Below are 26770 nucleotides of genomic sequence, written 5' to 3' on the forward strand. Positions count from 1 at the left end.
CTTCACGCCTCCACGGCAAGGATGGGGATCACGGTGCTGCGGCGTTCGATGGGCGTGGCGGGCCGGATCTGGCCCCGCTCTTCCACGAACACCACGTTTTCATCGTTTTTCTCGCTATTGACGAAGTGGCGGAAACGCTGGCGCACGGCGGGGTTGGAGATGGCTTCCTTCCACTCGCAGGCATAGGTGTCGACCACGTGCTGCATGTCCGCTTCCAGCTCGTGGGCGATGCCCAGGCTGTCGTCGATGACGACGCGCTTGAGGTAATCGAGTCCCCCTTCCAGGTTGTCGCGCCACACACTGGTGCGCTGCAGGCGGTCGGCCGTGCGCACGTAAAACATCAAAAAGCGGTCGACATAGCGCACCAGGGTGGCTTCATCGAGATCGGACGCCAGCAATTCCGCGTGGCGCGGCTTCATGCCGCCATTGCCGCACACGTACAGGTTCCAGCCTTTTTCCGTGGCGATCAGGCCGATATCCTTGCCCTGCGCCTCGGCGCATTCGCGCGTGCAGCCGGAGACGCCGAACTTGATCTTGTGCGGCGTGCGCAAGCCCTTGTAGCGGTTCTCCAGTCGGATGGCGAAACCCACGCTGTCGGCCACGCCGTAGCGGCACCAGGTGGAACCGACGCACGATTTGACCGTACGCAAGGATTTGCCATAGGCGTGGCCCGATTCGAAGCCGGCCGCGATCAATTCTTCCCAGATGGCGGGCAACTGGTCCAAGCGGGCGCCGAACAGGTCGACCCGCTGGCCGCCCGTGATCTTGGTGTACAGGCCGTATTTCTTCGCCACCATGCCCACGGCGATCAAGCCGTCGGCCGTCACTTCGCCGCCCGGCATGCGCGGCACCACCGAATACGTGCCATCCTTCTGGATATTGCCAAGGAAATAATCATTACTATCCTGCAGGCTGGCGTGCACAGGCGAAAGGACGAAATCGTTCCAGCAAGACGCGAGGATATTCGCCGCCACGGGCTTGCACACGTCGCAGCCCAGGCCCTGTCCATGCGCGGACAGCAGAGCGCCGAAGCTGCGGATTTTGCCCACGCGTACCAGGTGGTGCAATTCCTGGCGCGAATATGCAAAGTGCTCGCACACGTGATTGTTGACGGCCAGGCCCCGCTTCTGCATTTCCGCCTTCATGATCTGCGTCACCAGTGGCACACAGCCGCCACACGCGGTGCCGGCCTTGGTGCAGCTTTTGAGGGCGCCGATACTCGTGGCGCCCTCGGCGACAGCGGCGCACAGCGCGCCTTTCGAGACGTCATTGCACGAGCAGATTTGCGCCGACTCGGGCAAGGCGTCCACGCCCAGTCCCACCTTTTGCTGGCCGTCGGCCTGCGGCAAGATCAGGAATTCGGGGCATTCCGGCAGCTCGATTTTATTCAGCATCATTTGCAGGAGCGTGCCGTATTCGCTGGCGTCGCCCACCATCACGCCACCCAGCAGGTATTTGCCGCAATCGGAGACGACGATCTTCTTGTAGATCTGCTTGCGCTCGTCCGTGAACTGGTAGGAGCGGCTGCCCGGCGCGTTGCCGTGCGGGTCGCCCAGACTGGCCACGTCCACGCCCATCAACTTGAGCTTGGTGCTCATGTCGGCGCCCTTGAACGCGGCTTCTCCCTCTTCCTGCAACACATGGCGCGCGCAAATGCGCGCCATGTCATAGCCGGGCGCCACCAGGCCAAAGATCAAGCCGCCCCACAGCGCACATTCGCCGATGGCGTAGATATCCGGATCGGACGTGACGCAGCTGTCGTCGATGACGATGCCGCCGCGTGCTCCCACGTCCAGGCCGCAGGCGCGCGCCAGTTCGTCACGGGGGCGGATGCCGGCCGAAAAGACGATCATGTCCGCTTCCAGGTAACTGCCATCGGCAAACTGCATGCGGTGCATGGCCGCTACACCGTCGACGATGGCCAGGGTATTCTTTTGCGTGTGCACGGTCACGCCCAGTTCCTCGATCTTGCGGCGCAGGACGCGCGCGCCGCCTTCATCGACCTGCACGGCCATCAGGCGCGGGGCGAATTCCACCACGTGAGTATCGAGCTTCAAATCGCGCAAGGCCTTCGCGCATTCTAGGCCCAGCAGCCCGCCGCCGATGACCACGCCCGTGGTGGACTTGGCGCCCCAGGCCAGCATGGCTTCCAGGTCTTCGATGGTGCGATAGACGAAGCAGCCATCGCGCTCCTTGCCCGGCAGCGGCGGCACGAAAGGCGTGGAGCCGGTGGCGAACACCAGTTTGTCGTAGCGCAATACCTCGCCCGTGCTGGTCGTGACGCTCTTCGCCAGGCGGTCGATGGAGATGGCCCGCGCATTGAGCTTCAACACGACGTTGTCCTTGTCGAAGAAACCGGGCGCCACCAGCGACAGCTCTTCCGCCGATTTGCCGCTGAAAAATTCGGACAGGTGCACGCGGTCGTAGGCGGGACGCGCTTCTTCGCACAAGACCGTGACGTGCAGGTGCGGGGCGTCTTCCAATGCCAGTCGTTCGAGGAACTTATGCCCGACCATGCCATGGCCGAGGACGACGATCTTCAAAGGGTGGTTCATGCTTGCTCTCCTCAGGCCGCAGCCATGTTCGGTTCCGCCGCCAGCCCCGTAAATCGGGCGGCGATGGCGCACAAGGCCGAGATCACCACCAGCGCGCTGAGGATGATCAGGGTCTGGCGAATGTCGCCCGTGCCCTTCATCAGGAAACCGGCCGCCACGGCGCCCACATTGCCGCCCGCGCCGATGATGCCGGCCACGCCGCCGAGCGCACGGCTATCAATAAAGGGCACCAGCGCGTAGGTGGCGCCGCAAGCCATGTGGGTGAACAAGCCGAAGACCAGCATGGCGATGACGGCGTACGTGACGCTGTCGACTTTCGCAAACCACAGCAAACCCACGCCTTCGCCTATCATCAGGATGAACAGCAGGGTCACGCGGCTGTTCAGGTTGCCGCGCAGGGCCAATTTATCGGACATCCAGCCACCCAGGGCACGGGCAAACAGGGCCAGCAAGCCGAAGCTGCCGGCGGCCAGGCCTGCGGATTTCAACGACAGGCCGAAATGGTCGACGTAGTACACGGCGGCGATGTTGTGGATGAAAATCTCGATGCCGAAGCAGGCGCCGTAGGTGACGAACAGCAGCCACACGCGGTAGTTGGAACTGGCGGCCTTGAAGCTGTCCCAGCCCCCGCTTTTGCCACCACCTTTGCCACCCTCGATGGCCGCGCCAGCCTTGCGCAAGTCTGAATAATTTCCTTCCGGGCAATCCTGCGTATAGCGCCAGTAGAGGACAGCCATCAGCAGCATCAGCACGCCCGGCACCAGCAGGGCGATGCGCCAGCCCAGCGACTCGGACACGCCCAGCATCAGCACGGCGCCGAGCAGCAGCGGCATCAGCGCCTGCGCCGCGCCGCCGCCCGCATTGCCCCAGCCGGCGGCGGCCGCATTCGCCGTCCCCACCACGCGGGGCGCAAACATCACGGAGGTGTGATATTGCGTGATGACAAAGCTGGCACCGACGGCGCCGATGCCCAGGCGGAAGAACAGAAAGCTTTCATAACTTTGCGAAGCGGCTACGCCCAGCACGGGAATGGCGCCCAGCAGCAGCAAGCCCGTGTACGTCTTGCGCGGGCCGTAGCGGTCGCACAATGGCCCCACGATCAGGCGCACGAGGATGGTGATGGCGACGGCCGCGATATTGATATTGGCCACTTGCGCCAGGGAAAGGCCGAACTCGCCCTTGATGACCGGCATCAGCGGTGCGCAGGCGAACCAGGCGAAGAAACACACGAAAAATGCCATCCACGTCAGGTGGAATGCCCGCATGGGCGGGGTGGCGAGGGAGAAGAGCGCGATGCGCGTTGCTTTTTGGCTGGCCATGTCAGGTTCCCGAAATATCCCGTTGATAAAACAAAACGGCGCCCGCCCTCGCCGATGATAAAAATCAGCCTGGGCGGACGCCGTTGTCCATGTGGTCCCACGTTGGACCGTTGTGCGTTTATTCAGGGGATCGCCGTTGATCCGTATCTCTTGTGTAGCAAGCGCCGTGCCAGCTTCTCCAGGGGCATGCGGCGCCAATGACACCTGCTTTGCGCCGGATCATGGTGCCTCATGGTGCAAGCACGCCACTTGCTGGTGCATGCGGGAACCAACGATGGCATATCTTGTCTAAACCACATTTGAAGCAGTAGCGGGAGACTACAATGGTCAATACCCTGCGATGCCGATTTTGCTCACCTTGGCCACCCTGGCCGCCATGCCTTGCTTGCATGTGCGCTGGCGTGTTGCTCCTTACATGGAGCAACAGTGCTGCCGCGCACGAGCCTAAGGAACACAGCGAACTCGACGCCACCGTCGTCGCACACTTCCGCGCCGCAGCCGGTGCGCGGACAAGCCCGGCGCACACATTTATCGTGTGGCTCGCCTATCCCGACGAGGGCCGCACCCATGCGGTGCGCTGGACATTGACACTGTCCGGCCCCGGCCCGCAAGGCGCCATGCAGAGGCGCTGGTCAGGCACACATGAGGTGGGCGCTGGCGGCCAGAACGTCACCCTGCCCTGGGATGGCCGCGCCGACGCCGATGCGCGCGAACGGCGCGCGCGGGTTCCTGACGGCTTGTACCAGCTGCGCCTGCTGGCCGTGGCAGACGCCGGCACGCCGCAGCAGACGCAGGTGGAGCAGCAATGGCACATCCAGCTGCTGCGGGGGCGTGGCACGGCGCCCAGGGTGCCCGCCTTCCAGGCCGCCCAGCAACAACTGCCCGGCCTGGATGGCCAGGTGGACTACCGCATCGTCTACGCCAACCTGCACAGCCAGACGCGCCACAGCGACGGCGGCGCGGCGCTCGACGCCTGCCATGGCGCACAAGACCCGCAAACGGCGCCCTACGGTCCCATCGATGCCTACCAATATGCGCAGCAACATGGGCTAGACGCGCTGCTGACGTCCGAGCACAACCATATGTATGACGGTTCTGACGGCACGAATGGCGCTGCCACCGCTGCCGAAGCGACAGCTCTGTACCAGACGGGACTGGCCGAAGCGGCCGCCTACACGGCTGCCCACCCCGGCTTCCTCGCCCTGTACGGCATGGAATGGGGCGTCATCAACAAGGGTGGCCACCTGAATATCTTCAATAGCGAGCAGTTGCTGGGATGGGAAAGAAATGCCAGCGGCGAACTGCTGGCTGACGTGGAAACGCCGAAGGGCGATTATGCGGGCCTGTACGCGCTGATGCGCGAACGGGGCTGGATAGCCCAATTCAACCATCCGGCGCAAGCGGGCCAGTTTCTCGTCAACGGCCAGCCGCTGGGCTACACACCCGATGGCGACGCGGCCATGGTGCTGTGCGAAGTGATGAATACCTCCGCCTTTTCCACCAGCGACAAGGAATCGGAGACGCGGCGCAGCAATTACGAGGCCGCTTGCAACCGGGCCCTGGCGGCCGGCTACCACGTGGCTTTCAGCAGCAATCAGGACAACCACTGCGCCAACTGGGGCGCGTCGTATGGCAACCGTACGGCCGTGCTGGTGGCCAGCCCGGTCGCCGGCATGCCCTTGACACGCGACAGTTTCCTGGAGGCACTGCGCGCGCGCCGCGTTTTCGCCACCATGGACAAACATGCGCAGCTGCTGTTGACGGCCAATGGCAAGTTGATGGGCGAGCGTTTCGACAACCACGGCCCCTTGCAGCTGGTCACCCATTTCAGCAACAGGGCGGGGCGGCAAGCGGCCGCCGTCGCGGTTTTCCACGGCGTGCCGGGCGGCAATGGGTCCGTCACCCAACTGTCGGACCAGGCTGACATCACCCTCACGCCCGCGCCCGGCCCGCATTTCTATTATGCGCGGCTGACGCAGGATGACGGCAACATCATCTGGTCCGCGCCCGTGTGGGTGAATCAGTTGCCGTGAAGGGAGCTTAGCGTGGCGGCAGAAATTCCCGCGTGTCTGGCTGCAGCGGCGCCTGCTGCGCCATCAATTCGACGACCCAATCAATAAATACGCGCAGCTTCTTGCTGACATGGCGGTTGGGCGGATATGCCAGGTACAAGGGCATGGGATCGATCTGCCAGTCCCCGAACAAGGGAATCAGGGCCCCTGCCGCCACATGCGCCCTGGCCATGTAATCCGGTAGCCACAACGCGCCCAGGCCCGCCAGCCCCGCCGCCAGATAGGCATTGCCATCGTCAATCGACAGCGCATACTGGCCCTGGATCGTCACGCTCCTGCCATCGTGCCGCAGCACAGTGGAAAAGCCGTTGCCGCCACGCCCCCAGCGAAAGCGAACGATACGGTGCCGTGCCTCTTCCAGTTCCTGTGGATGGCTGGGCGTGCCTGCGCGCGCCAGGTAGCCTGGCGCGGCGTACACGGCCAGTTGCAAGTCGCCGATCTTGCGCGCCATCAAGGACTGGTCGCGCATCTCGCCGCCACGAATGACGCAATCGACATTGTCGCCAATCACATCGACCATGCGGTCGCTGGCGCCCATATCCAGCTGGATGTCCGGATAACGCGCGTAAAATTGCGGCAGCGCCGGCACCAGCAGCAGGCTGGCGAGCGGGCTGGGCACATCCACCCGCAACTGGCCACGGGGTAGCGCCGCAGCGCCGGGCAAGCTGGCTTCAATGTCGTCCAGGCTGGCCAGCACGGGCACGATGCGTTCGTAATACTCGGCGCCATCGGCCGTGACATTGACCTTGCGCGTCGTACGGTTGAGCAACTTAAGGCGCAAACGGGCCTCCAGCTGCTGCACCAGCTGCGTCACGCTGGTACGACTCATGTGCAAGGTGTCGGCCGCCTTGGTGAAGCTGCCCGTCTCGACCACCCGCACGAACGCCCGCATCGTATCCAACTTGTCCATCGCCACCTCCCCATACCGATTATTTGGATTATACAAACAGTCTTGGGGTAGTTTGCCCCTTTATCTGCGCGCCGGGCGTGGCTAAAGTTCTGTCCAGGCCGCCGTTGGGCGGCATCACCAAAGGAGCATGCCATGAACAATGCAATGACCACCCGCGACGTCGTCTTTCCACCTGGTCGCCAGGCGCTGTATGAAAAAAACCGCTATTCCCCCGCCGTGCGGGCCAACGGCTTGCTGTTCGTCTCCGGCCAGGTGGGCAGCCGCGCCGATGGCTCGCCAGAACCGGAACTGGAAGCGCAAGTCAGGCTGGCCTTCGACAACCTCAACGCCATCCTGCAGGCCGCCCATTGCACATTCGACGACGTGGTCGACGTGACCCTCTTCCTGGTCGAACCGGAAGCGACATTCCAGCGCATCTGGGACATTGTGCTGGCCGAGTACTGGGGCGATGCACCCCACCCCACCGTCACGGCCGTGGGAGTGACGTGGCTGTACGGCTTCCAGTTTGAGATCAAGGTAGTGGCAAAGTTGCCAGCGTAGTACTTCCCACGAAGCACGAAATTAAAACCCGTAGACACCGCCCAATGACGCAGAAAATATGGCCAACAGGATTCAAATAAAATATTATATGAAACACATGCCAAGTCTATCGTAATAGCGATACCACACTGGTTCCTCACAGCAATCCATGGCACCATGAACGCGCCGTTTTGCCTGCAACGCGGCCTCCATCGGACCAACCAGGAACCCTTTATGTCGTCATATCGCACCTTTGCCAGCAGCATGCTGCTCGGCCTGGCCGCAGCGGGCATCGCCCATGCACAAGCACCCGCACCCGCCGCTTCCACTTCTCCGGCCGATCCCCATTTGTGGCTGGAAGAAGTCCTCGGCGACAAGCCGCTGGCCTGGGTCAAGCAGCACAATGCCGTCACCACCAAAGAATTGGAAGCCCGGCCCGGCTTCCCGGCCCTGCAGGCGCGCCTGAAAACCATCCTCAATTCGAAGGAACGCATTCCCTACGTCAGCAAGGAAGGCGATTTTTACTACAATTTCTGGCGCGACGCCCAGCATGTGCGTGGCATCTGGCGCCGCACCACGCTGGCGCAGTACCAGCTGGCCGAACCGACCTGGGAAACCGTAATCGACCTCGACCAGCTGGCCGCCGGCGAAAATGAAAACTGGGTCTGGGGCGGCGCTTCCTGCCTGTATCCGAAGGGCGAACGCTGCCTCATTTCCCTGTCGCGCGGCGGCGGCGATGCCAAGGTGGTGCGTGAATACGACGTGGCGAAACGCACCTTTGTCGACGGCGGCTTCACCCTGCCGGAAGCGAAGGGCAGCGCCAGCTGGATCGACCAGGATACCCTGTTCGTCTCCACCGATTTCGGCCCAGGCACGATGACCAGCTCCGGCTACCCGCGTATCATCAAAGAGTGGCGGCGCGGCACGCCGCTGGCGCAGGCGCAAACGCTGTACGAAGCCAAGGCCGACGATCTGAGCGCCGGCGCCTACAAGGACTTCACGCCTGGCTACGAACACCAGTTCATCGAGCGGCAGATCGATTTCTACAGCGGCGAAATGTTCCTGCGCGACGGCGCCAACTTGAAGAAGGTGCCAAAACCGGACGACGCGACGGCATTCACCGTGCGCGACCAGCTGGTCATCACACTGCGCTCGGACTGGAAAGTGAACGGCAAGACCTATGTGCAAGGCTCCCTGCTGGCCACCGACTTCAAGTCCTTCATGCAGGGCAAGCAAGAGCTGGAAGTACTGTACGCGCCCACGGCCACGTCTTCGCTGGACAATGTCACGCCAACGAAATCAACCATCCTCGTGACAACCCTGGACAAGGTCAAGAACCGCCTGACGGAACTGCGCCACGTGAACGGCAAGTGGCAGCGCCGCGCCGTCGATGCGCCAAAACTGGGCACCCTGGCCGTCAGCGCGCTCGATCCCGTCGACTCGGACCAGTACTTCCTGACAGTAACGGACTTCCTCAACCCGACCACCCTGTATCTGGCCACGGCGCAAAGCGACAAGCGGACCAAAATCAAGTCGCTGCCCGCCTACTATGACGCGGCGCCGTACAAGGTGGAGCAGTTCGAATCGACGTCGAAGGATGGCACCAAGGTGCCGTATTTTGCCATCATGGGCAAGAAGACGAAGTTCAACGGCAGCAACCCTACCGTGCTGTATGGCTATGGCGGCTTCGAAGTGTCACTCAAACCGAGCTACAGCGGCACCACGGGCGTGGCCTGGCTGGAAAAGGGCGGCGTGTATGTGCTGGCGAATATCCGCGGCGGCGGCGAATTCGGCCCCCGCTGGCACCAGGCGGCGCTGAAGGAAAACCGCCAGCGCGCGTATGACGATTTCATCTCCGTGGCGCAAGACCTGATCAAGCGCAAGGTTACCAGTCCGCGCCACCTGGGCATCATGGGCGGCAGCAATGGCGGCCTGCTGACGGGCGCCGTGCTGGTGCAGCGCCCCGACCTGTTCAACGCCGTCGTCAGCCAGGTGCCGCTGCTCGACATGCGCCGCTATAACAAGCTGCTGGCGGGCGCCTCGTGGATGGGAGAGTACGGCGACCCGGACGTGCCGGAACAATGGGCTTACATCAGCAAGTACTCGCCGTACCAGAACGTCTTCAAGGACAAGAAATATCCACGCGTGCTGTTGACCACCTCGACGCGCGACGACCGGGTCCACCCCGGCCATGCGCGCAAGATGGTGGCGAAGATGGAAGAACAAGGCCACGACGTACTGTACTGGGAAAACACGGAAGGCGGCCATGCGGGCGCCGCCAACAACGACCAGCAGGCGCTGATGTGGGCGCTGACCTACACCTTCCTGCTCGAGCAGCTGAAATAAAACGGGCCTGACGGCACCTGGCAAGACAGAACGCCTGCACCGGACTCCGGCGCAGGCGTTCTTTTTTTGGGGAGCTTACTTCAGCTGCGCGCTGGGACGTTCGGCGATGCGGTCGCGGTAGGCCTGCAAGTGCTGCAGCCCTTCCGCGCCCGGCCGATACTTCATCAGGCCCCGTGCGAATTCCAGCGCGCAAAAGGCCGTGATGTCGGCAATCGTGAAACGATCGCCGGCGATGTAGGGCTGGCTGGCCAGCACCTGGTCCAGCCATTGCGCCGTTTCGCGCAGCTTGCCCGCCTGCGCCGTGGCGAAATCGGGAAACTGCGGGTTTTCCAGCGCCACCAGGGCCGGATGGCCGTGGCGCACCCAGTTGGCGGCGGCGCTGAACAAATGCAGTTCCACGCGGCGGTCGGCCATTTCAATGAAGGCGCGCTCCTCGAAACCCTCGCCCATCAAATTGGGCTGCGGCTGCAAACCTTCCAAGTAGGTGCAGATGGCGCGCGTCTCGGTCAAAACGCGCCCGTCCGCCAATTCCAGCACGGGCACGCGGCCCAGCGGGTTTTTCGCCAGGAAGGCGGGATCGCGGTGCTGGCCCGCCATCAGGTCGAGCGCCACTTCCTCGATGCCGGTGATGCCCTTCTCGGCGATGAACATGGTGACGCGGCGTGGATTGGGCGTGCGGGGGCTGATAATCAGTTTCATGGGCGTGGGTCTCGTCTCGTTGTGGTGGAAAATCAGCTGCGGGACTGGCCTGTGGCAGTACGGCCAGTCACCCATCATACCAGCGTGCGGCAGGCAAGTGCCGCCCCGGGCGCGTTGACTTTGCCCCCGTTTCGCCTTAGATTGCTGCAGGGGAACGCTGGCCGCCAGTTCCAGCGATGTCCCCCACACGTCATCAACGCTCGCGGCCTACCCGGCTGGCGGGCGTTTTATCCATGAACCAAGGGCATACCATGCACCGTACACCGACACCGCGTTTCCGCCGCAGCCAACTGGCCGCCGCCGTCCTGGCACTGGCTGCCGTCACCGCCTTCAACCCGGGCCACGCCGCACCCGCCGCCAAATACGCCTCGGCCAGCCACGCCGCCACGACCACCACGCAGCTGCCGCGCGGCGTCAGGCCTTTGCACTACATTGTGTCGATCACCCCGGACGCCGCCGCCGCCACCTTCAAGGGCGAAGCGGCCATCAAGGTGGCCGTCGACACGCCAACAAGCAGCATCACCTTCAATGCCTTGAACCTGGCGTTTGCCGCCGCCGCCATCGAAGGCGCGGGCGGCAGCAAGCAGGTAACGCGCAAGATCGAGTTCGATGCGGACAAGCAGACGGCCACCGTGCACTTTGCCGAGCCCGTGGACAAGGGCGAGTACCTGTTGCGCATCGATTACAGCGGCAAGATCGGCACGCAGGCCACGGGCCTGTTCTCGCTCGACTACGACACGCCGCAAGGGCGCCAGCGCGCGCTGTACACGCAGTTCGAGAATTCCGATGCGCGCAGCATGCTGCCGTCATGGGATGAACCGGACTACAAGGCCACCTTCGCGCTGGACGTGGTCGTGCCGAGCAATCAGATGGCCGTCGGCAACATGCCCATTGCCCGCAGCGAGGAGCTGGGCTATGGCATGAAGCACGTGTACTTCGCCACCACCCCGCGCATGTCGACCTATCTGCTGTTCTTCGGCCTGGGCGACTTCGAACGGGCGACAAAGATGGCCGACGGCACGGAAGTGGGCGTCATCACGAAAAAGGGCGCGCTGGCGCAAAGCCGCTTCGCGCTCGACGAATCAGCCGCCCTGCTGCGCGAATACAACGATTACTTCGGCGTGCGCTACCCGCTGCCCAAGCTCGACAACATCGCCGCGCCGGGCCGCAGCCAGTTCTTCGGCGCCATGGAAAACTGGGGTGCCGTGTTCACCTTCGAATATGGCCTGCTGCTCGACCCGGCCATCTCGACCCAGTCCGACAAGGAAAACATCTACACCACCCTGTCGCATGAAATGGCGCACCAGTGGTTCGGCGACCTGGTCACCATGCGCTGGTGGGACGACCTGTGGCTCAACGAAGGCTTTGCCTCGTGGATGGAAAGCCGCACCACGGAACGCCTGCACCCTGAGTGGAACACGGCCCTGTCCAACGTGGGCGGGCGCGAATCGGCCATGAGCCAGGACGCGCTACGCACCACGCATCCCGTGGTGCAGCGCATCGCCACCGTGGAGCAAGCCAGCCAGGCCTTCGACGGCATCACCTATCAAAAAGGCGAAGCGGTGATACGCATGCTTGAAGCGTACGTGGGCGCCGACACCTGGCGCACGGCCGTGCGCAGCTACATGCGCAAGCATGCGTATGGCAATACGGTGTCGGACGACCTGTGGCGCGAAGTCGATGCGGCCGTCGGCAAGCCTGTCAGCGCCATCGCCCATGATTTCACCCTGCAGCCGGGCGTGCCGATGATCACGGTGGGCCAAGCCGTGTGCAGGAAGGGCAGCACGCGCGTGACCCTCACGCAGACGGAATTTTCCAAGGACCAGCCGGACAAGAAGCCGCTGTCGTGGAAAGTGCCGGTGATCGCCTCGACGGTCGGCAGTCACAAGCAGGCGCGCGTGCTGGTCAAGAATGGCAAGGCGACATTGAACGTGCCCGGTTGCGGCGCCCTGCTGGTAAACGCGGGCCAGAGCGGCTACTACCGCACCGTGTACGCGCCCGCCAACACGCGCGCGCTGGCGCGCAGCTTTGCGCGCCTGGCGCCCATCGATCAACTGGGCTTGCTGTCGGACAGCCAGTCGCTGGGCCTGTCGGGCGCGCAAAACCTGGCCGACTTCCTGGAACTGGTAAAAGCGACGCCCCTGTCGGCAGATCCGCAAGTGCTGGGCAAGGTGGCCGCCTCGCTGAACGGCCTGTATGAACAATATGCGGGCGATGCCGTGCGCCAGCAAGCCTTCGGCCGCTTTGCCATCGCCCGCCTGGCGCCGATGATGGCGCAGACGGGCTGGGAAGCGCGCGCAGGCGAAGCGTCCAGCGTGGCGACCCTGCGCGGCCGCCTGATTGCCATCCTCGGCGACATGGGCGAGCCCGGCGTGCTGCAAGAGGCGCGCCGCCGCTACGCGGCCAGCGAACAGGCCGGTGAGCAAAATGCCGCCGCCATGCCCGCGCCGCTGCGCCGCACCATCCTGGGCGTGGTGGCCCAGCATGCGGACGCCGCCACCTGGGAACAGCTGCACGCCAAGGCGCAGCAGGAAAAGACGCCGCTGGTCAAAAACCAGCTGTACGACCTGCTGGCCTCCAGCGATGATCCTGCCCTGGCACAGCGCGCGCTGACACTGGCGCTGACGGACGAACCGGGCGTGACCAACAGCCCCGCCATGATCTCGCGCGTGGCGCGCACGCATCCGGATCTGGCCTTCGACTTTGCGCTGGCGCACCTGGAACAAGTCAATGCGCGCATCGACGCCAGTTCGCGCAGCCGCTACTTCCCGCGCCTGGCCGCCGGCTCGGCGCAGCCGGAGATGATCGCCAAGCTGAAGGCGTACGCGCAAGCCAACCTGCCCGAAGGCGCGCGCGGCGACGCCGACAGTTCCGTGGCTGGCATCGAGTACCGCATCAAGCTGCGTGCAGAACGGCTGCCAGCGGTCGATGCATGGCTGGCGAAACAGGCGGGCTAAGTGGAATTGCCGGCGCTACGGCGCCGGGAACGGATGAAAACGCAGGCAAAAAAAACCGGCTTCGCAAAGTGCGGTAGCCGGTTGAAACGCTGTTTCAGAGCGCAGGGATAAACTGGGAAAAACAAGAAAGCGGAAATCGTGCCGGTCATTGAGGTGTCCGGCAACCCTGCGCCCGGGGTTTCCGTGCACCATGACTCCACTATGCCAGCCCTTCGTTGAGACAGGCTTAGGACTTCATTAAATTCCCGCCCCATCCCTTCATTTCCCCTGCTCCGCCCTGCGATCATTACTATAAAATAAGTTTTACGTGTCTGGTGCCGATGGTTGAGCTCACCGGCTAAGCTGTTGAGTCATGCCTGCATCCTATCGCTCCCGGAACGTAGTGATCTGCGCACCGCATGCTGTGTGCCAACGAAAGCATCATAACAGCGGCATATGACGGCTGTATGACGCAGCGCTAACATTGCACGCGCGCCGACGCGCAGATCGCGTACTATTCCCCCATCGCCCCAGCCCCTTGCGCCCATGCCCAGCCAGAAACACCGCCTGCCGTCCGCCATATGCACCACTTTTCTGCTTGCATGCACCGTGCTGGCGGCCTGCACGCCCTTGCCTCCCGCTCCTGCCCAGGCACCTGCGCCGGCCGCCCCTGCCGCCATGCCCGCGCCCGCGTGGCAACAGCCGGGCATGCGCGTCCTGCATATCGTCCCGCAGGAATCCCTGCTGACCATCACCGTGCGGCGCGGCGGCGCGCTGGCCCGCCTGGGGCATGACCATGTGATCGCCAGCCGCACCCTGCAAGGCGTGGTGGCACCTGCGCCGGGACGCGCACAATTCCAGTTCCGGCTGGACGAGATGAGCGTGGATGAAGAGAGCTTGCGCCAGGCGGCCGGCCTGACAACGACGCCGTCGGCGGACGCCGTCGCCGGCACGCGCCACAATATGCTGGTGCGCGTGCTCGACGCCGAGCGATATCCGTGGGTGCGTATCGAGGCCCGCCGCACGGGCGACAAGGAGGTGCTCGACGCCGACATCACCCTGCATGGGGTGACGCGCACAGTGCAGCTGCCCGTGCGGGTGGCGGAAGCGGCCGATGGGCGCGGCTTGCAGGCCAGTGGCAGCCTGCTGCTGAAACAGAGCGACTTCGGCATCGTGCCGTTCGCCGTCCTGGGCGGCGCCATGGCCGTGCAGGATCAGATGGAACTGGCGTTCCGCATCACCGCCCGGCAGGAAGTCAGCGCGCCAGGATCAGGCGCAGGCCCAGGCCGATGAAAATGGTGCCGGCCACGCGGTCCAGCCACAGGCCGGCGCGCGGGCGGCGGTTGAGCCAGAGGCCGACGGCGCCGGAAAAATAGCCGAGCAGGCCGAACAGCACGCAAGCTTGCGCCGTGAAGACCAGGCCCAGCTGCGCCGTCTGCCAGCTGGCATTGCCCTGGCCTGCGACAATGAATTGCGGCAAGAACGAGAGGAAAAACAGCACGACTTTCGGATTGATACTGTTGGCGAACAAACCCTTGCCGAACAGGCGCAGCAGCGATTCGTCGGGCAAGACAGCCGCACCGTCGACTTTCGCGCCGCCACGGCTGCGCAAGGCGCCGATGCCCAGCCATACCAGGTAGAGGCCGCCAGCTACTTTCAGCGCGGTAAAGGCGATGGGCGAGGCGGCAAGCAGGGCCGACACGCCGACGGTCGCCAGCACCGTGTGCGTGAGGCAGCCAAGGGCGCAACCCAGGCCGAACGCCATGCCCTGGCGGCGCCCGCGCGACATGCCCACGCCCAGCACCATCAGGTTGTCGGGGCCGGGACTGGCGGTAATCAGGACGGCGGCGGCCAGGAAGGCCAGGAACTGGTCGGGACTGAGCATGGAGGTCTCGCGGGCAAAAGGCGCCATGATACCGGAGTGTGCGCCATGCCGGCAGGACATGAAATTGTCCTTATGCCACCGAGAGTCGATTAAAATGAGTCATCTACAGCAAACGGCATTGCCGCCAGTCCCGCGCGACCATCACCACACTCATCGATGCCAGCCCACCCGCCCCCATCCCGCCACCGCGCGCCCAGCTCCCGCGTCAGCGTCTGGCTATGCGGCTGGCCGCTCCTGATCGGCCTGCTGTTCGGTCTGCTGGGGCTGACGGGCGCGGCGCAGGCGGCATCCTTGTCCCTGAGCAAGCAAGGCATCCATCACCTGGGCAGCGGCGGGCAACTATTTCTCGCCGGAAATGACAGCGCGCCCGCCGATGCCGCCGCCCTGCCCGCCTGGCTGGCGCGCCAGCGCCCGGCCGACCAGGTCGACCTGTTCGGCGGCGCCTACTGGCTGCATGCGCAAGTGCGCAACGACAGCAGCGTAGCAGCCTGGGTCATCGACCCGAACGACACCCTGATCGACCTGGTCGACCTGTACGTGTATGGCCCCGGGCCGCACACGGCGCCGCAGACCTTGCTGACGGGCTACCAGCGCCCGCACGAGTATTTATTGCACTACGGCAGGAACGTGCAACTGGCGCCTGGCGCCACGTATGACATCCTGATCCGCTTTTCCAGTCCGTATTACGCGCGCGCCCCCCTGTTCGGCATGAAGACGCAGCAGGACTACCGCAAGCTGGTGGGCAAGGAAAACTTCCTGATGGTGGCGTCCATCGGCGCCCTGCTGGCGCTGGGCCTGTTTAATTTCTTCATCTTTTCCATCACCCTGGACAAAGCCTCGGCCTATTACGCGCTGTACGTGCTGACCTATGGCCTGGCCTGGGCCATGACCTTCCACGTCTTTGCCGACCTGTTCGACTGGCACCAGTTGCAGTTGCATTACGTGCCGTTTTTCCTGCTGCCCGTCTTCAGCACCCTGTTCTACATGCATTTCCTGCACCTGCGCGACTACTCGCTCCTGCTGTACCGCATCAGCAAGGTCAACCTGGTGCTGCCCCTGCTGCTGCTACCCAGCTGCTTCTTCGCCCTGTCGTATGCGCACACCCTGGCCACCATCGCCATCAGCATCTGGATGCTGCTGGCGCTCATCTGCGGCATCGTCGTCTGGTGCCGCGGCTACCAGCCGGCGCGCTTCTTCGTGCTGGCCTTCGTCGCCCTGATGCTGCCCGGCTTTCTGATCCTGCCGGCCAACCTGGGCCTGATGCCGGCCATGGTGGCCAATGCCCAGCTGGTAACCCTGCTTGGCGGCACCTTCGACGGCTTGCTGCTGGCGTTTGCCCTGGCCGACCAGATCCGTCTGCTGCGCAACAATCTGGAGCAACGCGTGCGGGAGCGGACGTTGGCGCTCACCCTCAGCAACGACGCCCTGCTGAAGGCCAAGGAGCACGCGGAAGTGGTCAGCCGCCACCGCATCGATTTCCTGTCGGCCATGAGCCACGACATCCGCACCCCGCTGGCCGGCGTGATCGGCATGCTGAAATTCGCCCTGCGCGACCAGTCCGTCAAAGGCCGCACGCAGGAATACCTGCGCATCGGCCTGCACAATGGCGTCTCCTTATTGACCATTCTCAACGATATCCTTGATTTCTCGAAGATCGACGCGGGCAAACTGACCCTGGAAACCGTGGACTTCGACCTGCTGGCGCTAATCGGCGACGCGGCGGGCATCGTGCAGGGCCAGGCCGACGCCAAGAGCCTGCTGCTGCGCCGCGAACTGGCGCTGGACCTCCCCCGCTACGTGCGCGCCGATCCCACGCGATTGCGGCAAATCCTCATCAATCTGCTGGGGAACGCGCTGAAATTCACGGCGAATGGCGAAGTGCTGCTGGAAGTGCGGCGCGCCCGCACGCTGCCGCGCGGCGATGGCCGCAGCGACATCGAATTCATCATCAGCGACACGGGCCCTGGCATCGATGCCGACACCTTGCCGCGTTTGTTCCAGAAATTCGAGCAAGCCGACCATTCCACCACGCGCCGCTACGGCGGTACGGGCCTGGGCCTGGCCATCTGCAAGGAACTGGTCGAACTGATGAATGGCACCATCGGCGTGGAAAGCCGGGTCGGCATCGGCTCGCGCTTCCATTTCACTTTACCGCTGCAAGACGGCAGCGCGCCGGCGGCCGACGCGCGCCGGCCAGTACGCCAGGCGCGCCATGCCTGCCGCCTGCGCATCCTGTGCGCCGAAGACGTGCGCACCAACCAGATCATCATCGGCACCCTGCTGGAGGGCATGGGCCATGACGTCACCATCGTCGAAAACGGCGAGCAGGCGCTGCGCGCGCTGGGCACAGGCGCCTACGACTGCGTGCTGATGGATGGCCGCATGCCGCTGATGGATGGCGAACAGGCCGCGCGCCTGATCCGCGACGGCGGCAACGCGCAATTCCCCATTCCCGACGCGCACATCCCCATCCTCGCGCTGACGGCCAACGCCAGCGAACATGACCGGCAACGCTATCTGGCATCCGGCATGGACGACTTCCTCAGCAAGCCCGTCGACGAAGCGCTGCTGTTCGAGAAAATCGACGCCATCATCGACCTGCTGCTGGCGCGCGGCCATGCCCTGCCGCCGGCCGCGCCCACCGAGGACGAGACCCTGGCGCACCAGTTCGGCCTGGACGTCGCCGACGACGAACCATCCGCGCCGGCCGATCCCATGACGGCGCCCGTGCACATCCTTCCCCTGGCAGGCTTGTCGCCGCAGCACTTGCAGCGTATCGCGCAAGCGTTCCTGCTGGAAGCGCCGCGGCGCCTGGACCTGGCATGCCACGCCGTGCGCGATGGCAATGCCGGCGCGGCCGCGGCCGCCTTCCACGCCTTGAAAGGCAGCGCCGGCTACCTGAGCCGCCCCACCCTGCACAGCCTGTGCCACCAGATGGAAACCCTGGCCTCGAACGGCCAGCTCGATAACGTGGAGCAATTCCTGCCACAACTGCAGGCGGCGCTGGACGTGGCGCGACACGACCTGGAAGATCAGCCCGGAGCTTGAACCATCCAGTCATGCGATTGCAGCCACGCCAGCAACAGTTGCGGCCAGGCGGCCGGCTCGCTGCCCGGCTTGCCCAGGCCCCAGCCATGGCCGCCGCTCTGGAACTGGTGCAGCTCGACGGGTACGCCCGCGCGGCGCAGAGCCGCGGCCATCAGCACACTGTTCTCGGGGGGAGAAATGGGATCGTCCAGTGCCTGCGCCAGAAACACTGGTGGCGTGCGCGCATCGACTTGCAATTCAACCGACAGCGCGTCGCGCGCCGCCTGCGTCGGATGGGCGCCCAGCAACTGCTTCTTCGCATGCGTCGTGTCGTATGGCCGCTGCATGGTCAACACGGGGTAGAGCAGTACGGCAAAGTCGGGCCGCGCGGATAAGACGTCCATCGCGTCGACAGGCGCATACAGGGCGGCGTCGGGCTGCACTGCCGTCATGCCGGCCAGGTGGGCGCCAGCGGAAAACCCGAGCATGCCGATACGCGCAGGGTCAATCCCCCACTCTGCCGCGTGCGCACGGATCACGCGCATGGCGCGCTGGCCGTCCTGGAATGGCGCGTCCACCCCGCCGCCCTCCTGCGGCAAGCGGTACACGAGTTCAAACGCCGTAATGCCCTGCGCCTGCAGCCAGCTGGCGGCCGGGGCGCTTTCCTTGCCCGCTTCGATATGTGCATAACCGCCGCCGCTGACCAGCAGGATGGCCAGGCCGTTCGGCTGCGCAGGGCGGTGCACGATCAGATAGGGTTGTTCGACCTGCGTGAGGGAGCCCTTGGCATTATCGCGCTGCGGGCCGGGCGCCGCGCCACCGGGCGGCGCACCGGGCCACAACACAATGGCGCCAGCCGGCGCGGCGCTGGCATGCAGGTGGACAAGGACAAGACACAACAGCATCAGGCAGCGCATGGCTAGAAGTCCTTTTCGCCCTGGATCACGGCCGGATAGCCCGTCATGGCCCGCGACGTTTGCATGCCAGCCATCACGGCCGCTTCCACGCAGCCCGCGTTGAGGCCCGTCTTGATCCAGTCGCCTGTCAGGAACAGGTTGGAAAAGCCCGACTGGTCGGTGGCCAGCCGGTACTGCGTGCTGTTCACCACCGACATCACGTAGCGCTCGGAAGGGTCGACATTGGCGCGCCAATACTGGCTGTCGAAGCGCGCCGGTCCGCTACCCGCCTTTGCGTCGACCAGCCATTGCCACGGAAACGCGCCCGGCTCGCCCGCCTCGGGCCACAGCGCGCCGATCTCGCGCTCCAGCTGGTGCAGCGCGCCCTGTTTCGCCTTGGCAGCGCAGCGGGCAGGAAAGCCCGTATCGGTGACGGGCGGGTAGCTATCGACGGGGAAGGCGCTGCAAAAGTAGGACACATTCTTCGGTTCCAGCCCCGCCGGCCAGTCTTCGTGCGCCAGCAGCTGGTCCATGGGCGCCCACGTGTCGTACGGCTCCGTGAAAGCCGACAGCACAGGTTGCTGGCCTTTCGGCTGCGTGGTCCAGCCCATCTGCGCCAGGTTTTTGTTCAGCCACACCTGGTAAGCCTGCGTGGCCACGGTTTTCACCTTGTCGGCCGCCAGTTGCAGGGCCGGGCTTTGCGCCAGCAATTGCGGACATAAAGCCTGCAGCGAGCCGATGGAAATGCCGAACACCACCTTGTCGAAATCGACGCCCTTCTGCAAGACCGTGACGGGCAGCGCGCGGCCGAACGCCTGCTGGTACTGCTGCGGCCAGTCGCTCCAGTACGATTCCAGGTTGACTTCCTGCTCTTGCAGCAGCGCCGCTTGCGCTGGATCAAGCTGCGCGTAATCGGGCGCGCTGGGCCAGCAAGCCAGGCCTTTCACATCCACCAGCGGCGCGTAGCCGGCAGCCGAATCCTTCAATTGCACCTGCTGCGTGATACGGATGCTGTCGATGTCGCCCGCGCCCGGCACCAGCTCTTCCACGCGCTGGAAGAACTTGAATTGCACGCCGCGCTTGGCGAGCACTTCGTACAGGGGCGTAAAAATCGTGTCGCCCATGCCGGCCTGCATCTTGAACATGATGCCGCCCTTGTAGGCCAGGCCGATGCGCGCCATGGCCCGCAGCAAGGTGCCCGCCTCGATATTCGGCTTGGAGAAATCGCCGCCCTCGTAGGCGAACACCAGGTCGTAAAAGCCCCGCACGGGTGCCGAGTTGACGCTGAACTGCTCGTCGCCGCCATGCTTGCGCAGCCAGGCGCGGAAATCGATGTCGTTGATGACGTCAAAGCCGTGCTTGAACACGCCATCCTCGAACATGCCTTTCATGACCGTGATGCCCAGGTCCAGGCAGGTGAACAGGCGACGCAATTCATCGTCGCCATCGATCAGGGTCCGGTAGCGCAGGCGCAGCCAGGCGCGGATGCCGTTCAGGGTGCTGGCCAGCAGCTGGTGGCGGGCCTGGTCGTGGCGCGTGGAATCCGGCGCCAGGTCGGCCACCAGCGCCGCCAGCGCGCCCACGGACAGGCCCACGTCCAGGCCCAGTTCATCGGCCTGGCCCACCACTTCGTCGGCCAGGCGGCGCAGCCAGCCCGGCCACACGCCCTCGCCTTGCGATGCGCTGGCGCGGACGATGCGCGCGTCGGCGTCCGCCACTTGCCGGATCTGGCGTATCCACTGCTCGATCCATCCCACCATGGCAATGGCCATCTGCCACAGGGTGATGTCTTCACCGCCCTCGCCCGGCTCGCCCGGCAAGGTGGGAAAGACGATGGACCAGTTGCGCCACTTGCCCTTCACGTCTTCCGACAGTGCCACGTAATCGTGCTGTTTAAAAGCATCGCGCCAGGTGGCCAGCGGGGCACCGGGCGGGCGCTCCAGGCTGGCGTAGGCTTCCTTGATCATCCTGAAGGCATTGGCATAGAAGCCGAACCAGATGTGCAGGCCGTGCTCCTCGATGCGCTGGCCCACTTGTGCATTGCGTCCGCTGGCGCCCTTGCCGCCCAGGCGCCAGCCCAGCTGATAGACGGTGATGGCGTGCTGGTTTTGCCAACCCGGCTGGTTCGTCAGGTAATACGCGGCCGTCATGGCCGCCACGCCGCCGCCCAGGATGGCGATCTTTTCCGGCGCGATCTGCGAATTATCGACCAGCTCCTCGCCTGGCATGGCCGTAAAGTCGAAATTCACATTGAACGGCAGGATGGCCGCCTGCGGTCCCAGCTGCAAACCCAGGGTCTGGTCCAGCGGGAAGCTGTCGAAGGCGTGCAAGGTACATTCGTATTCATAGCCGAGCAGGCGCGCACTGTGCAGACGGTTGATCTCGGCCGGTGCGGCCACCAAAGCCTGGTACACGGCTTTCACGCCCGCGCTGTCGGGAAACTGCTTGAGGAAAATCTGGTCGATGCGGGGCTTGCGCAGCAGCGACAAAATATCAGCCCAGCCGGCTTGATCCATGTCAAAGAAATCGGGAATCGACAGGAAAATCTTGAAGGCTTGCTCGATGAGTTCGAGGAAGCTGTTGACGCTCTTGTGCTGTCCCGTCTGCACGGTGGCATTGACTTCCAGCAGCGGGTGCAGGGCAAGTTTCGTTTCCGGCGAAAAATGCTGGAACCCCTTGGCGGCCACGGAACAGCGCAGCGGCTCGCTGCCGGCGGTGGGAATGTCGTATTCGCACAGGTATTTCGGATAGCCGAACAGTTCGCGCCCGTTGATCAGGGCCATGGCATCGTCGACGAAAATATGGCAAGGGTACCAATAGATATGCGCCAGCTTGCCCGCCGCATCCATCTCGCCGACCATGATCCAGGTGACGATGTCGACTTCCGTGATCCAGCCCTTGGCCTGGTCGACGGGATTGGCGGAGTCCGCGTGGTTGACGCGCGTAAACGTCAGCATCACATACGGCGACAGCGCTTTCAGGGTCATTTTGCGGCCCGCCACCTGGTTCAGGGTGGTGTTCACGGTCGCTTGCAACTTCGCCAGGTCGCCCCTGACGAAATAACCGTACATTTCCGACTGTTTCAATTGCAGCGGCGAGTGCATCATCACCGAACCGCCCTGATAAATATACGAAGGTCTTGCCGAAGGTATCGCCGTCATTGCCCTGTCCCCTTAAGTTTCAGTCAAACAAGATTTCTACAGTGTATTTGAGAAAGAACAATGAATGATATGAAATAAATTAAAGGATTTGCCAAGATGCATAGCTTTACTTCCATCCCGGCAGCAAGGTGCTTGCGCACGGCAGCTGGGGCAAGCCCGTGCCATCGGGTGTACGATGAAACATCCTGACCGCTCCGAGCACCCTGCCATGGCAATGATTACCACCGACTACGTTTCCACCTATTCCGGCAACCGTTTTTATCCCTTGCGCCCGCATATCGACAAGGTCGCCATCGAAGACATCGCCCACGGCCTGGCTTACCAGTGCCGTTTCAATGGGCAGACGCAAGTGTTTTACTCGGTCGCGCAGCACAGCCTGATCGTCGCCGAACTGGTGCCGCCCCATTTGCGCCTGGCCGCCCTGCTGCACGACGCGGCAGAAGCCTACCTGGGCGATATGGTGAAACCCCTGAAAGTGCTGTTGCCGGAATTTGCCCTGCTGGAAGACAAGGTCAGCGCCATCATCGCCACCACCTATGGCCTCGACTTTTCCGATTACGCGCCCATCAAGCGGGCCGACCTGATCGCGCTGGCCACGGAAAAGCGCGACCTGATGCCGCATTCGGCGGAACGCTGGGCTTATCTTGACGACATCGCCCCCTTGCCCGGTATAATCGAAGCCATGGGTCCGGCCGAAGCCAAGCAGCGCTTCCTGCATGCCTTTGCCCAGTTGGGCGGGCTTGGGCTTGCCGCATGAATGCATCCACCCTGCCGCACGAACCGGCGCTAAGCCCCGGTTTTTGCACGGCTTTTTTAGATATCCACAGCAACTGTGGATAAAGTTGTTGATAAGCCCCTCTTGACAAGCCGCAACACCAGTATTAATGCGGGTTTCAACAATTTGCTGATTTCACAGGCAATTTTTTACCCCAATGAAATCAATGACTTAGAATCGTGATTTTGCGCCTGAGCAAAGTTACTCTGCGAGCATGAAAATATATTTTGCTGTGCATAAGCAATCCTGCTCCACGCCGTCTTGCCTGAACCGCATTGTTTTGACAAACCCCGCAGACTGGCATAGTGTGGAATGAGCGAACACAATCAACGGTGGATAAATGCATGAATATGGATAGCGACAGTGCCGCCAAGGGTGCGGACGACCCCGACTGGCTGGTCGATGAGCCACTCGGTCGGGCAGACGCGGCGGCAGAAGCACCCACCGCGGCACCATGGCGCGTGCTGATTGTCGATGATGATGTCGACGTCCACGTGGTGACCAAATTCGCCCTCAGCCAGGCCAGCTTCCAGGGCCGCAGGCTGAGCTTTATGCATGCGTATTCTGGCGCCGAGGCGCTCGCCTTGCTGCGCAACACGCCCGATATCGCCGTGGTGCTGCTTGATGTCATCATGGAAACCCAGGATGCCGGGCTGCAAGTGGCGCGCCAGATCCGCGAAGACCTGCACAACAGCGCCGTGCGCATCATCCTGCGCACGGGCCAGCCCGGCCAGGCGCTGGAGCACCGCATCATCATCGACTACGACATCAACGATTTCTGGTGCAAGACCGACCTGACCACGCGCAAGCTGTTTACCACCGTGATCACCTCGCTGCGCACCTACGCCACCTTGCGCGAAGCGCAGCAACAAGTCGCCGACCTCGCCGCCGCCCTGGTCCACTGCGGCGACGCGCCAGCAGAACCGGCGGACGGCAAGCCCTGAAACGCCGCCGCTACTTTCAGTCATAAAACAAGAGCACTGGATAGGCATACAGGCTTGTGCAATGCCCTGTTTTGGGCTGGCGCGACACTGCATTTGCAGCGCCGATCCGGTGCCACTATCTAAGTGGCGGATTGTTAAGCGCTTTTTCAGATATCCACACTGACTGTGGATATCTTTGTGGATAAGGGCCTATTGACAGGCCTCAAAGCCACAGCCCGTGCGGCTTTCAATAAACTGCTCAATCAAACAGCAAAAATAAACCCCAATAAAATCAATCACTTAGAAATTCACACATAATCACAAGAAAAATATTTCGGTATTTTCGCTAAGCCATCATTTGTGCATAACTGAGCCGAAATGATCAATCCGACAACACCGTACTCCGGCTGCCGGCAACACAGTTGCCGTGCGAATACTCAATGCACGGTCTGGCGGCGCTGCTCAGGATGCAGCAGCACGCGTTCGATCAGTTCGGGGGCAACATTGTATGACTTCAGGTATTCCAGCGCACACAAGGTACTGAAGGCAGCCTGCACGGCGATGCCCAGGTTGACGATATCGGACATCTTCTGATCGAGCCGGGCATGCAGCACCACGGTATTGACGGGCATATGCAGCGTTTCTGTGGAATTAAGCATGATGAACAACTCCTGCGAAGGGGGACGGAGGGGGAGACGGCGTAGCGGTACGCACCGCGCCAGCGCGGGCAAGAACAGCGGTCGTGTTGCCGATAAAGTATTGCTGATAAACTCTCGATGTCAATGGCAGGGAAACATGAGCCACAGTTTTTTCTTGCTGGCACAACAGGGGGGCGAAAGCGATGGACAAGCGCAATCGGCCACGGCGATAATCAGCGATGCCCTCGCCGCCCCCCTTCCCGCCCGACCTGCCCCGCCCGCAACCGGCTTCGCTGGCCGACCTGTTTTTCTCGTTTACCTGGTTGGCCCTTCAGGGGTTTGGCGGCGTGCTGGCCGTGATCCAGCGCGAAATGGTCGAACGCAAGCGCTGGCTGACGCAAGAGGAATTCCTGGAAGACTGGGCCGTGGCACAAATCATGCCCGGGCCAAATGTTGTCAATCTGTCGCTGATGGTGGGCGGACGCTATTTCGGCTTGCAAGGCGCGCTGACGGCGCTGGCCGGCATGCTGGCCGTGCCCCTCGTCATCGTGCTGCTGCTGGGCGTGCTGTACACGCACTATGGCGACAACCCGCAGATGGCGGGCGCCTTGCGCGGCATGGCGGCCGTCTCGGCCGGCATGATCGCTGCCACGGGCGTGAAACTTGCGGCCGCGCTGGGCAAGCATCCGCTGCCCTTGTGGCTGACTCTGCCGATCACCATGCTGGGCGTGCTGATGGTGGCCATCCTGCACTGGCCCCTGCTGTACATCCTGCTGGGCCTGGGCGGCATCGGCTGCCTGCTGACATACCGGAAGCTGTCCTCATGAACCCGCCCTTGCAACTGGTCCTGAGCGCGGGCGACTGGCTGAACCTGTTCGGCCATTACCTGATGCTGTCGCTGATGTCGATCGGCGGCGCCATTTCCACCACCTCCGAAATGCACCGCTTCCTCGTCGAACAGCACGGCTGGCTGACACAGGCGCAATTCAATGAATCGATCGCCATCGCGCAAGCCGCGCCCGGCCCCAACGTGCTGTTCGTCGCCCTGATGGGCTGGAACGTGGGCATGAATGCGGGCAGCTACACGGCCGCGTACCTGGGTGTGCTGGTGACCATGGTGGGCATCATGCTGCCCAGCACCACCCTCACCTACGTGGCAGCCCAGTGGGGCTACCGCAACCGCGACCTGCGCCCCGTGCGCGCCTTCAAGCAAGGCATGGCGCCCATCGTCGTCGCCCTCCTGATTTCCACGGGCATGATTTTGGGCGGCGCCAATCACGACATCCGCACGGACTGGCCCCTGTGGAGCCTGTCCATCGTGGCCGGCCTGATCATCTGGCGCACGAAGATCCACTTATTATGGCTGCTGGCCGCTGGCGCCGTGCTGGGCTGGCTGCAACTGGTGTAAGCCTACACGGCCAAATGCCGCTTCACATCCTCGCCATCCATCTGTGCAGCCAGTCCGCTGGCGACGACACTGCCGCGCGACAGCACGATGAATTCGTCGGCCAGTTCGCGGGCAAAGTCGAAATACTGTTCGCACAGCACGATGGCCATGTCGCCCCGCTGCTTTAACAGCGCAATGACCCTCCCGATATCCTTGATGACGGAGGGCTGGATGCCTTCCGTGGGCTCGTCAAAAATGATCAGCTGCGGCTCGGCCAGCAAGGCGCGGGCGATGGCCAGCTGCTGCTGCTGCCCGCCGGACAAGTCGCCGCCGCGCCGCTGCAGCATCTCCTTGAGTACCGGAAACAGTTCATACACGTGCGGATCGATGCGCGAGGCTTGCCTGCCCCGCTTGACGGCCATGCCCATCAGCAAGTTTTCCTCGACCGTCAGGCGCGCAAAGATGTCGCGTCCCTGCGGTACATACGCCATCCCCAGCTTTGCCCGCGCGTGGGGCGCCAGTGTCGTGATGTCGCGCCCATCGAGCACGACTTTGCCTTGGGCCACGGGCAACACGCCCATCAGGCATTTCAGCAAGGTCGTCTTGCCGACGCCATTCCTGCCCAGCAAGGCCAAACACTCGCCCTTGCGCACGGACAGGTCGATGCCGCGCAAGGTGTGCGAGGAGCCATAGTATTGATTTAATTGTTGCACTTCCAGCAT

19 protein-coding genes are annotated in these 26770 nt (G+C 63.4%); 10 read left to right on the plus strand and 9 right to left on the minus strand.

The genetic code is table 11. The annotated features are described in order from the left end of the window. Window positions 1-2 precede the first annotated feature (2 nt). Window positions 3-2555, minus strand: a complete 2553-nt coding sequence (gene nirB / locus CLU92_RS10930; protein WP_101481911.1) for a nitrite reductase large subunit NirB — start codon at window positions 2553-2555, stop codon at window positions 3-5. Window positions 2556-2566: 11 nt separating this feature from the next. After that, window positions 2567-3874: an MFS transporter gene (locus CLU92_RS10935; protein ID WP_101481912.1), complete on the minus strand. Its 1308-nt coding sequence runs from the start codon at window positions 3872-3874 to the stop codon at window positions 2567-2569. Window positions 3875-4275: 401 nt separating this feature from the next. On the opposite strand from CLU92_RS10935, the gene CLU92_RS10940 reads away from it, so the two are divergent. Continuing rightward, window positions 4276-5907 (plus strand): CehA/McbA family metallohydrolase, encoded by a 1632-nt coding sequence (locus CLU92_RS10940; protein ID WP_257561054.1) that lies wholly within the window; start codon window positions 4276-4278, stop codon window positions 5905-5907. Between the two features lie 7 nt (window positions 5908-5914). Here the strand turns inward: CLU92_RS10940 and CLU92_RS10945 are convergent, their stop codons facing one another. Further along, complete coding sequence (locus tag CLU92_RS10945) at window positions 5915-6856, minus strand: LysR family transcriptional regulator (protein ID WP_101481914.1); 942 nt, start codon at window positions 6854-6856, stop codon at window positions 5915-5917. Window positions 6857-7000: 144 nt separating this feature from the next. Between CLU92_RS10945 and CLU92_RS10950 the strand changes: the two genes are divergently transcribed. Beyond that, on the plus strand, window positions 7001-7396 hold the full coding sequence (locus CLU92_RS10950) for a RidA family protein (RefSeq protein WP_101484622.1): 396 nt from the start codon (window positions 7001-7003) through the stop codon (window positions 7394-7396). Between the two features lie 213 nt (window positions 7397-7609). Beyond that, window positions 7610-9721 carry a prolyl oligopeptidase family protein gene (locus CLU92_RS10955; protein ID WP_101481915.1) on the plus strand — a complete coding sequence of 704 codons (2112 nt, stop codon included), beginning with the start codon at window positions 7610-7612 and terminating at the stop codon, window positions 9719-9721. Between the two features lie 75 nt (window positions 9722-9796). On the opposite strand, the gene CLU92_RS10960 is transcribed toward CLU92_RS10955, so the two are convergent. Further along, window positions 9797-10420 carry a glutathione S-transferase family protein gene (locus tag CLU92_RS10960; protein WP_101481916.1) on the minus strand — a complete coding sequence of 208 codons (624 nt, stop codon included), beginning with the start codon at window positions 10418-10420 and terminating at the stop codon, window positions 9797-9799. A 251-nt stretch (window positions 10421-10671) separates the two neighbouring features. On the opposite strand from CLU92_RS10960, the gene CLU92_RS10965 reads away from it, so the two are divergent. Then, complete coding sequence (locus CLU92_RS10965) at window positions 10672-13377, plus strand: M1 family metallopeptidase (RefSeq protein WP_101481917.1); 2706 nt, start codon at window positions 10672-10674, stop codon at window positions 13375-13377. Window positions 13378-13902: 525 nt separating this feature from the next. Beyond that, window positions 13903-14649 carry a YceI family protein gene (locus CLU92_RS10970; RefSeq protein WP_257561055.1) on the plus strand — a complete coding sequence of 249 codons (747 nt, stop codon included), beginning with the start codon at window positions 13903-13905 and terminating at the stop codon, window positions 14647-14649. Here the strand turns inward: CLU92_RS10970 and CLU92_RS10975 are convergent. Then, window positions 14612-15241 (minus strand): LysE family translocator, encoded by a 630-nt coding sequence (locus tag CLU92_RS10975; RefSeq protein ID WP_101484623.1) that lies wholly within the window; start codon window positions 15239-15241, stop codon window positions 14612-14614. The genes CLU92_RS10970 and CLU92_RS10975 overlap by 38 nt on opposite strands. 156 nt (window positions 15242-15397) lie before the next feature. Here CLU92_RS10975 and CLU92_RS10980 point away from each other — a divergent pair, with 156 nt between their 5' ends. Further along, on the plus strand, window positions 15398-18289 hold the full coding sequence (locus CLU92_RS10980; RefSeq protein WP_257561056.1) for a hybrid sensor histidine kinase/response regulator: 2892 nt from the start codon (window positions 15398-15400) through the stop codon (window positions 18287-18289). Here the strand turns inward: CLU92_RS10980 and CLU92_RS10985 are convergent. Together CLU92_RS10985 and CLU92_RS10990 are read right to left on the minus strand one after the other, a co-directional pair. After that, window positions 18274-19185, minus strand: coding sequence for an alpha/beta hydrolase (locus CLU92_RS10985; protein ID WP_101481918.1), 912 nt, complete (start codon window positions 19183-19185; stop codon window positions 18274-18276). The genes CLU92_RS10980 and CLU92_RS10985 overlap by 16 nt on opposite strands. A 2-nt stretch (window positions 19186-19187) precedes the next feature. Further along, the gene (locus tag CLU92_RS10990) at window positions 19188-22325 is read right to left on the minus strand and encodes an NAD(P)-binding protein (RefSeq protein ID WP_257561057.1); all 3138 of its coding nucleotides are present in this window, start codon (window positions 22323-22325) and stop codon (window positions 19188-19190) included. 175 nt (window positions 22326-22500) lie between these two features. On the opposite strand from CLU92_RS10990, the gene CLU92_RS10995 reads away from it, so the two are divergent. Further along, window positions 22501-23082 (plus strand): phosphohydrolase, encoded by a 582-nt coding sequence (locus tag CLU92_RS10995; RefSeq protein ID WP_257561058.1) that lies wholly within the window; start codon window positions 22501-22503, stop codon window positions 23080-23082. A gap of 362 nt (window positions 23083-23444) precedes the next feature. Further along, window positions 23445-24044 (plus strand): two-component system response regulator, encoded by a 600-nt coding sequence (locus CLU92_RS11000; RefSeq protein WP_257561059.1) that lies wholly within the window; start codon window positions 23445-23447, stop codon window positions 24042-24044. Window positions 24045-24460: 416 nt separating this feature from the next. Here the strand turns inward: CLU92_RS11000 and CLU92_RS11005 are convergent, their stop codons facing one another. After that, a complete protein-coding gene (locus tag CLU92_RS11005) occupies window positions 24461-24682 on the minus strand; it encodes a hypothetical protein (RefSeq protein WP_101481921.1) in 222 nt (73 codons plus the stop codon). A gap of 218 nt (window positions 24683-24900) precedes the next feature. Here CLU92_RS11005 and CLU92_RS11010 point away from each other — a divergent pair, with 218 nt between their 5' ends. Together CLU92_RS11010 and CLU92_RS11015 are read left to right on the plus strand one after the other, a co-directional pair. Further along, window positions 24901-25488, plus strand: a complete 588-nt coding sequence (locus CLU92_RS11010) for a chromate transporter (protein WP_101481922.1) — start codon at window positions 24901-24903, stop codon at window positions 25486-25488. Beyond that, a complete protein-coding gene (locus CLU92_RS11015; protein WP_101481923.1) occupies window positions 25485-26069 on the plus strand; it encodes a chromate transporter in 585 nt (194 codons plus the stop codon). Before CLU92_RS11010 ends, CLU92_RS11015 begins: the two co-directional genes overlap by 4 nt. 2 nt (window positions 26070-26071) lie before the next feature. On the opposite strand, the gene urtE is transcribed toward CLU92_RS11015, so the two are convergent. Then, window positions 26072-26770, minus strand: coding sequence for an urea ABC transporter ATP-binding subunit UrtE (urtE, locus tag CLU92_RS11020; protein WP_101481924.1), 699 nt, complete (start codon window positions 26768-26770; stop codon window positions 26072-26074).

This window comes from Janthinobacterium sp. 61 (genome assembly GCF_002846335.1).
Classification (GTDB): Bacteria; Pseudomonadota; Gammaproteobacteria; order Burkholderiales; family Burkholderiaceae_D; genus Janthinobacterium.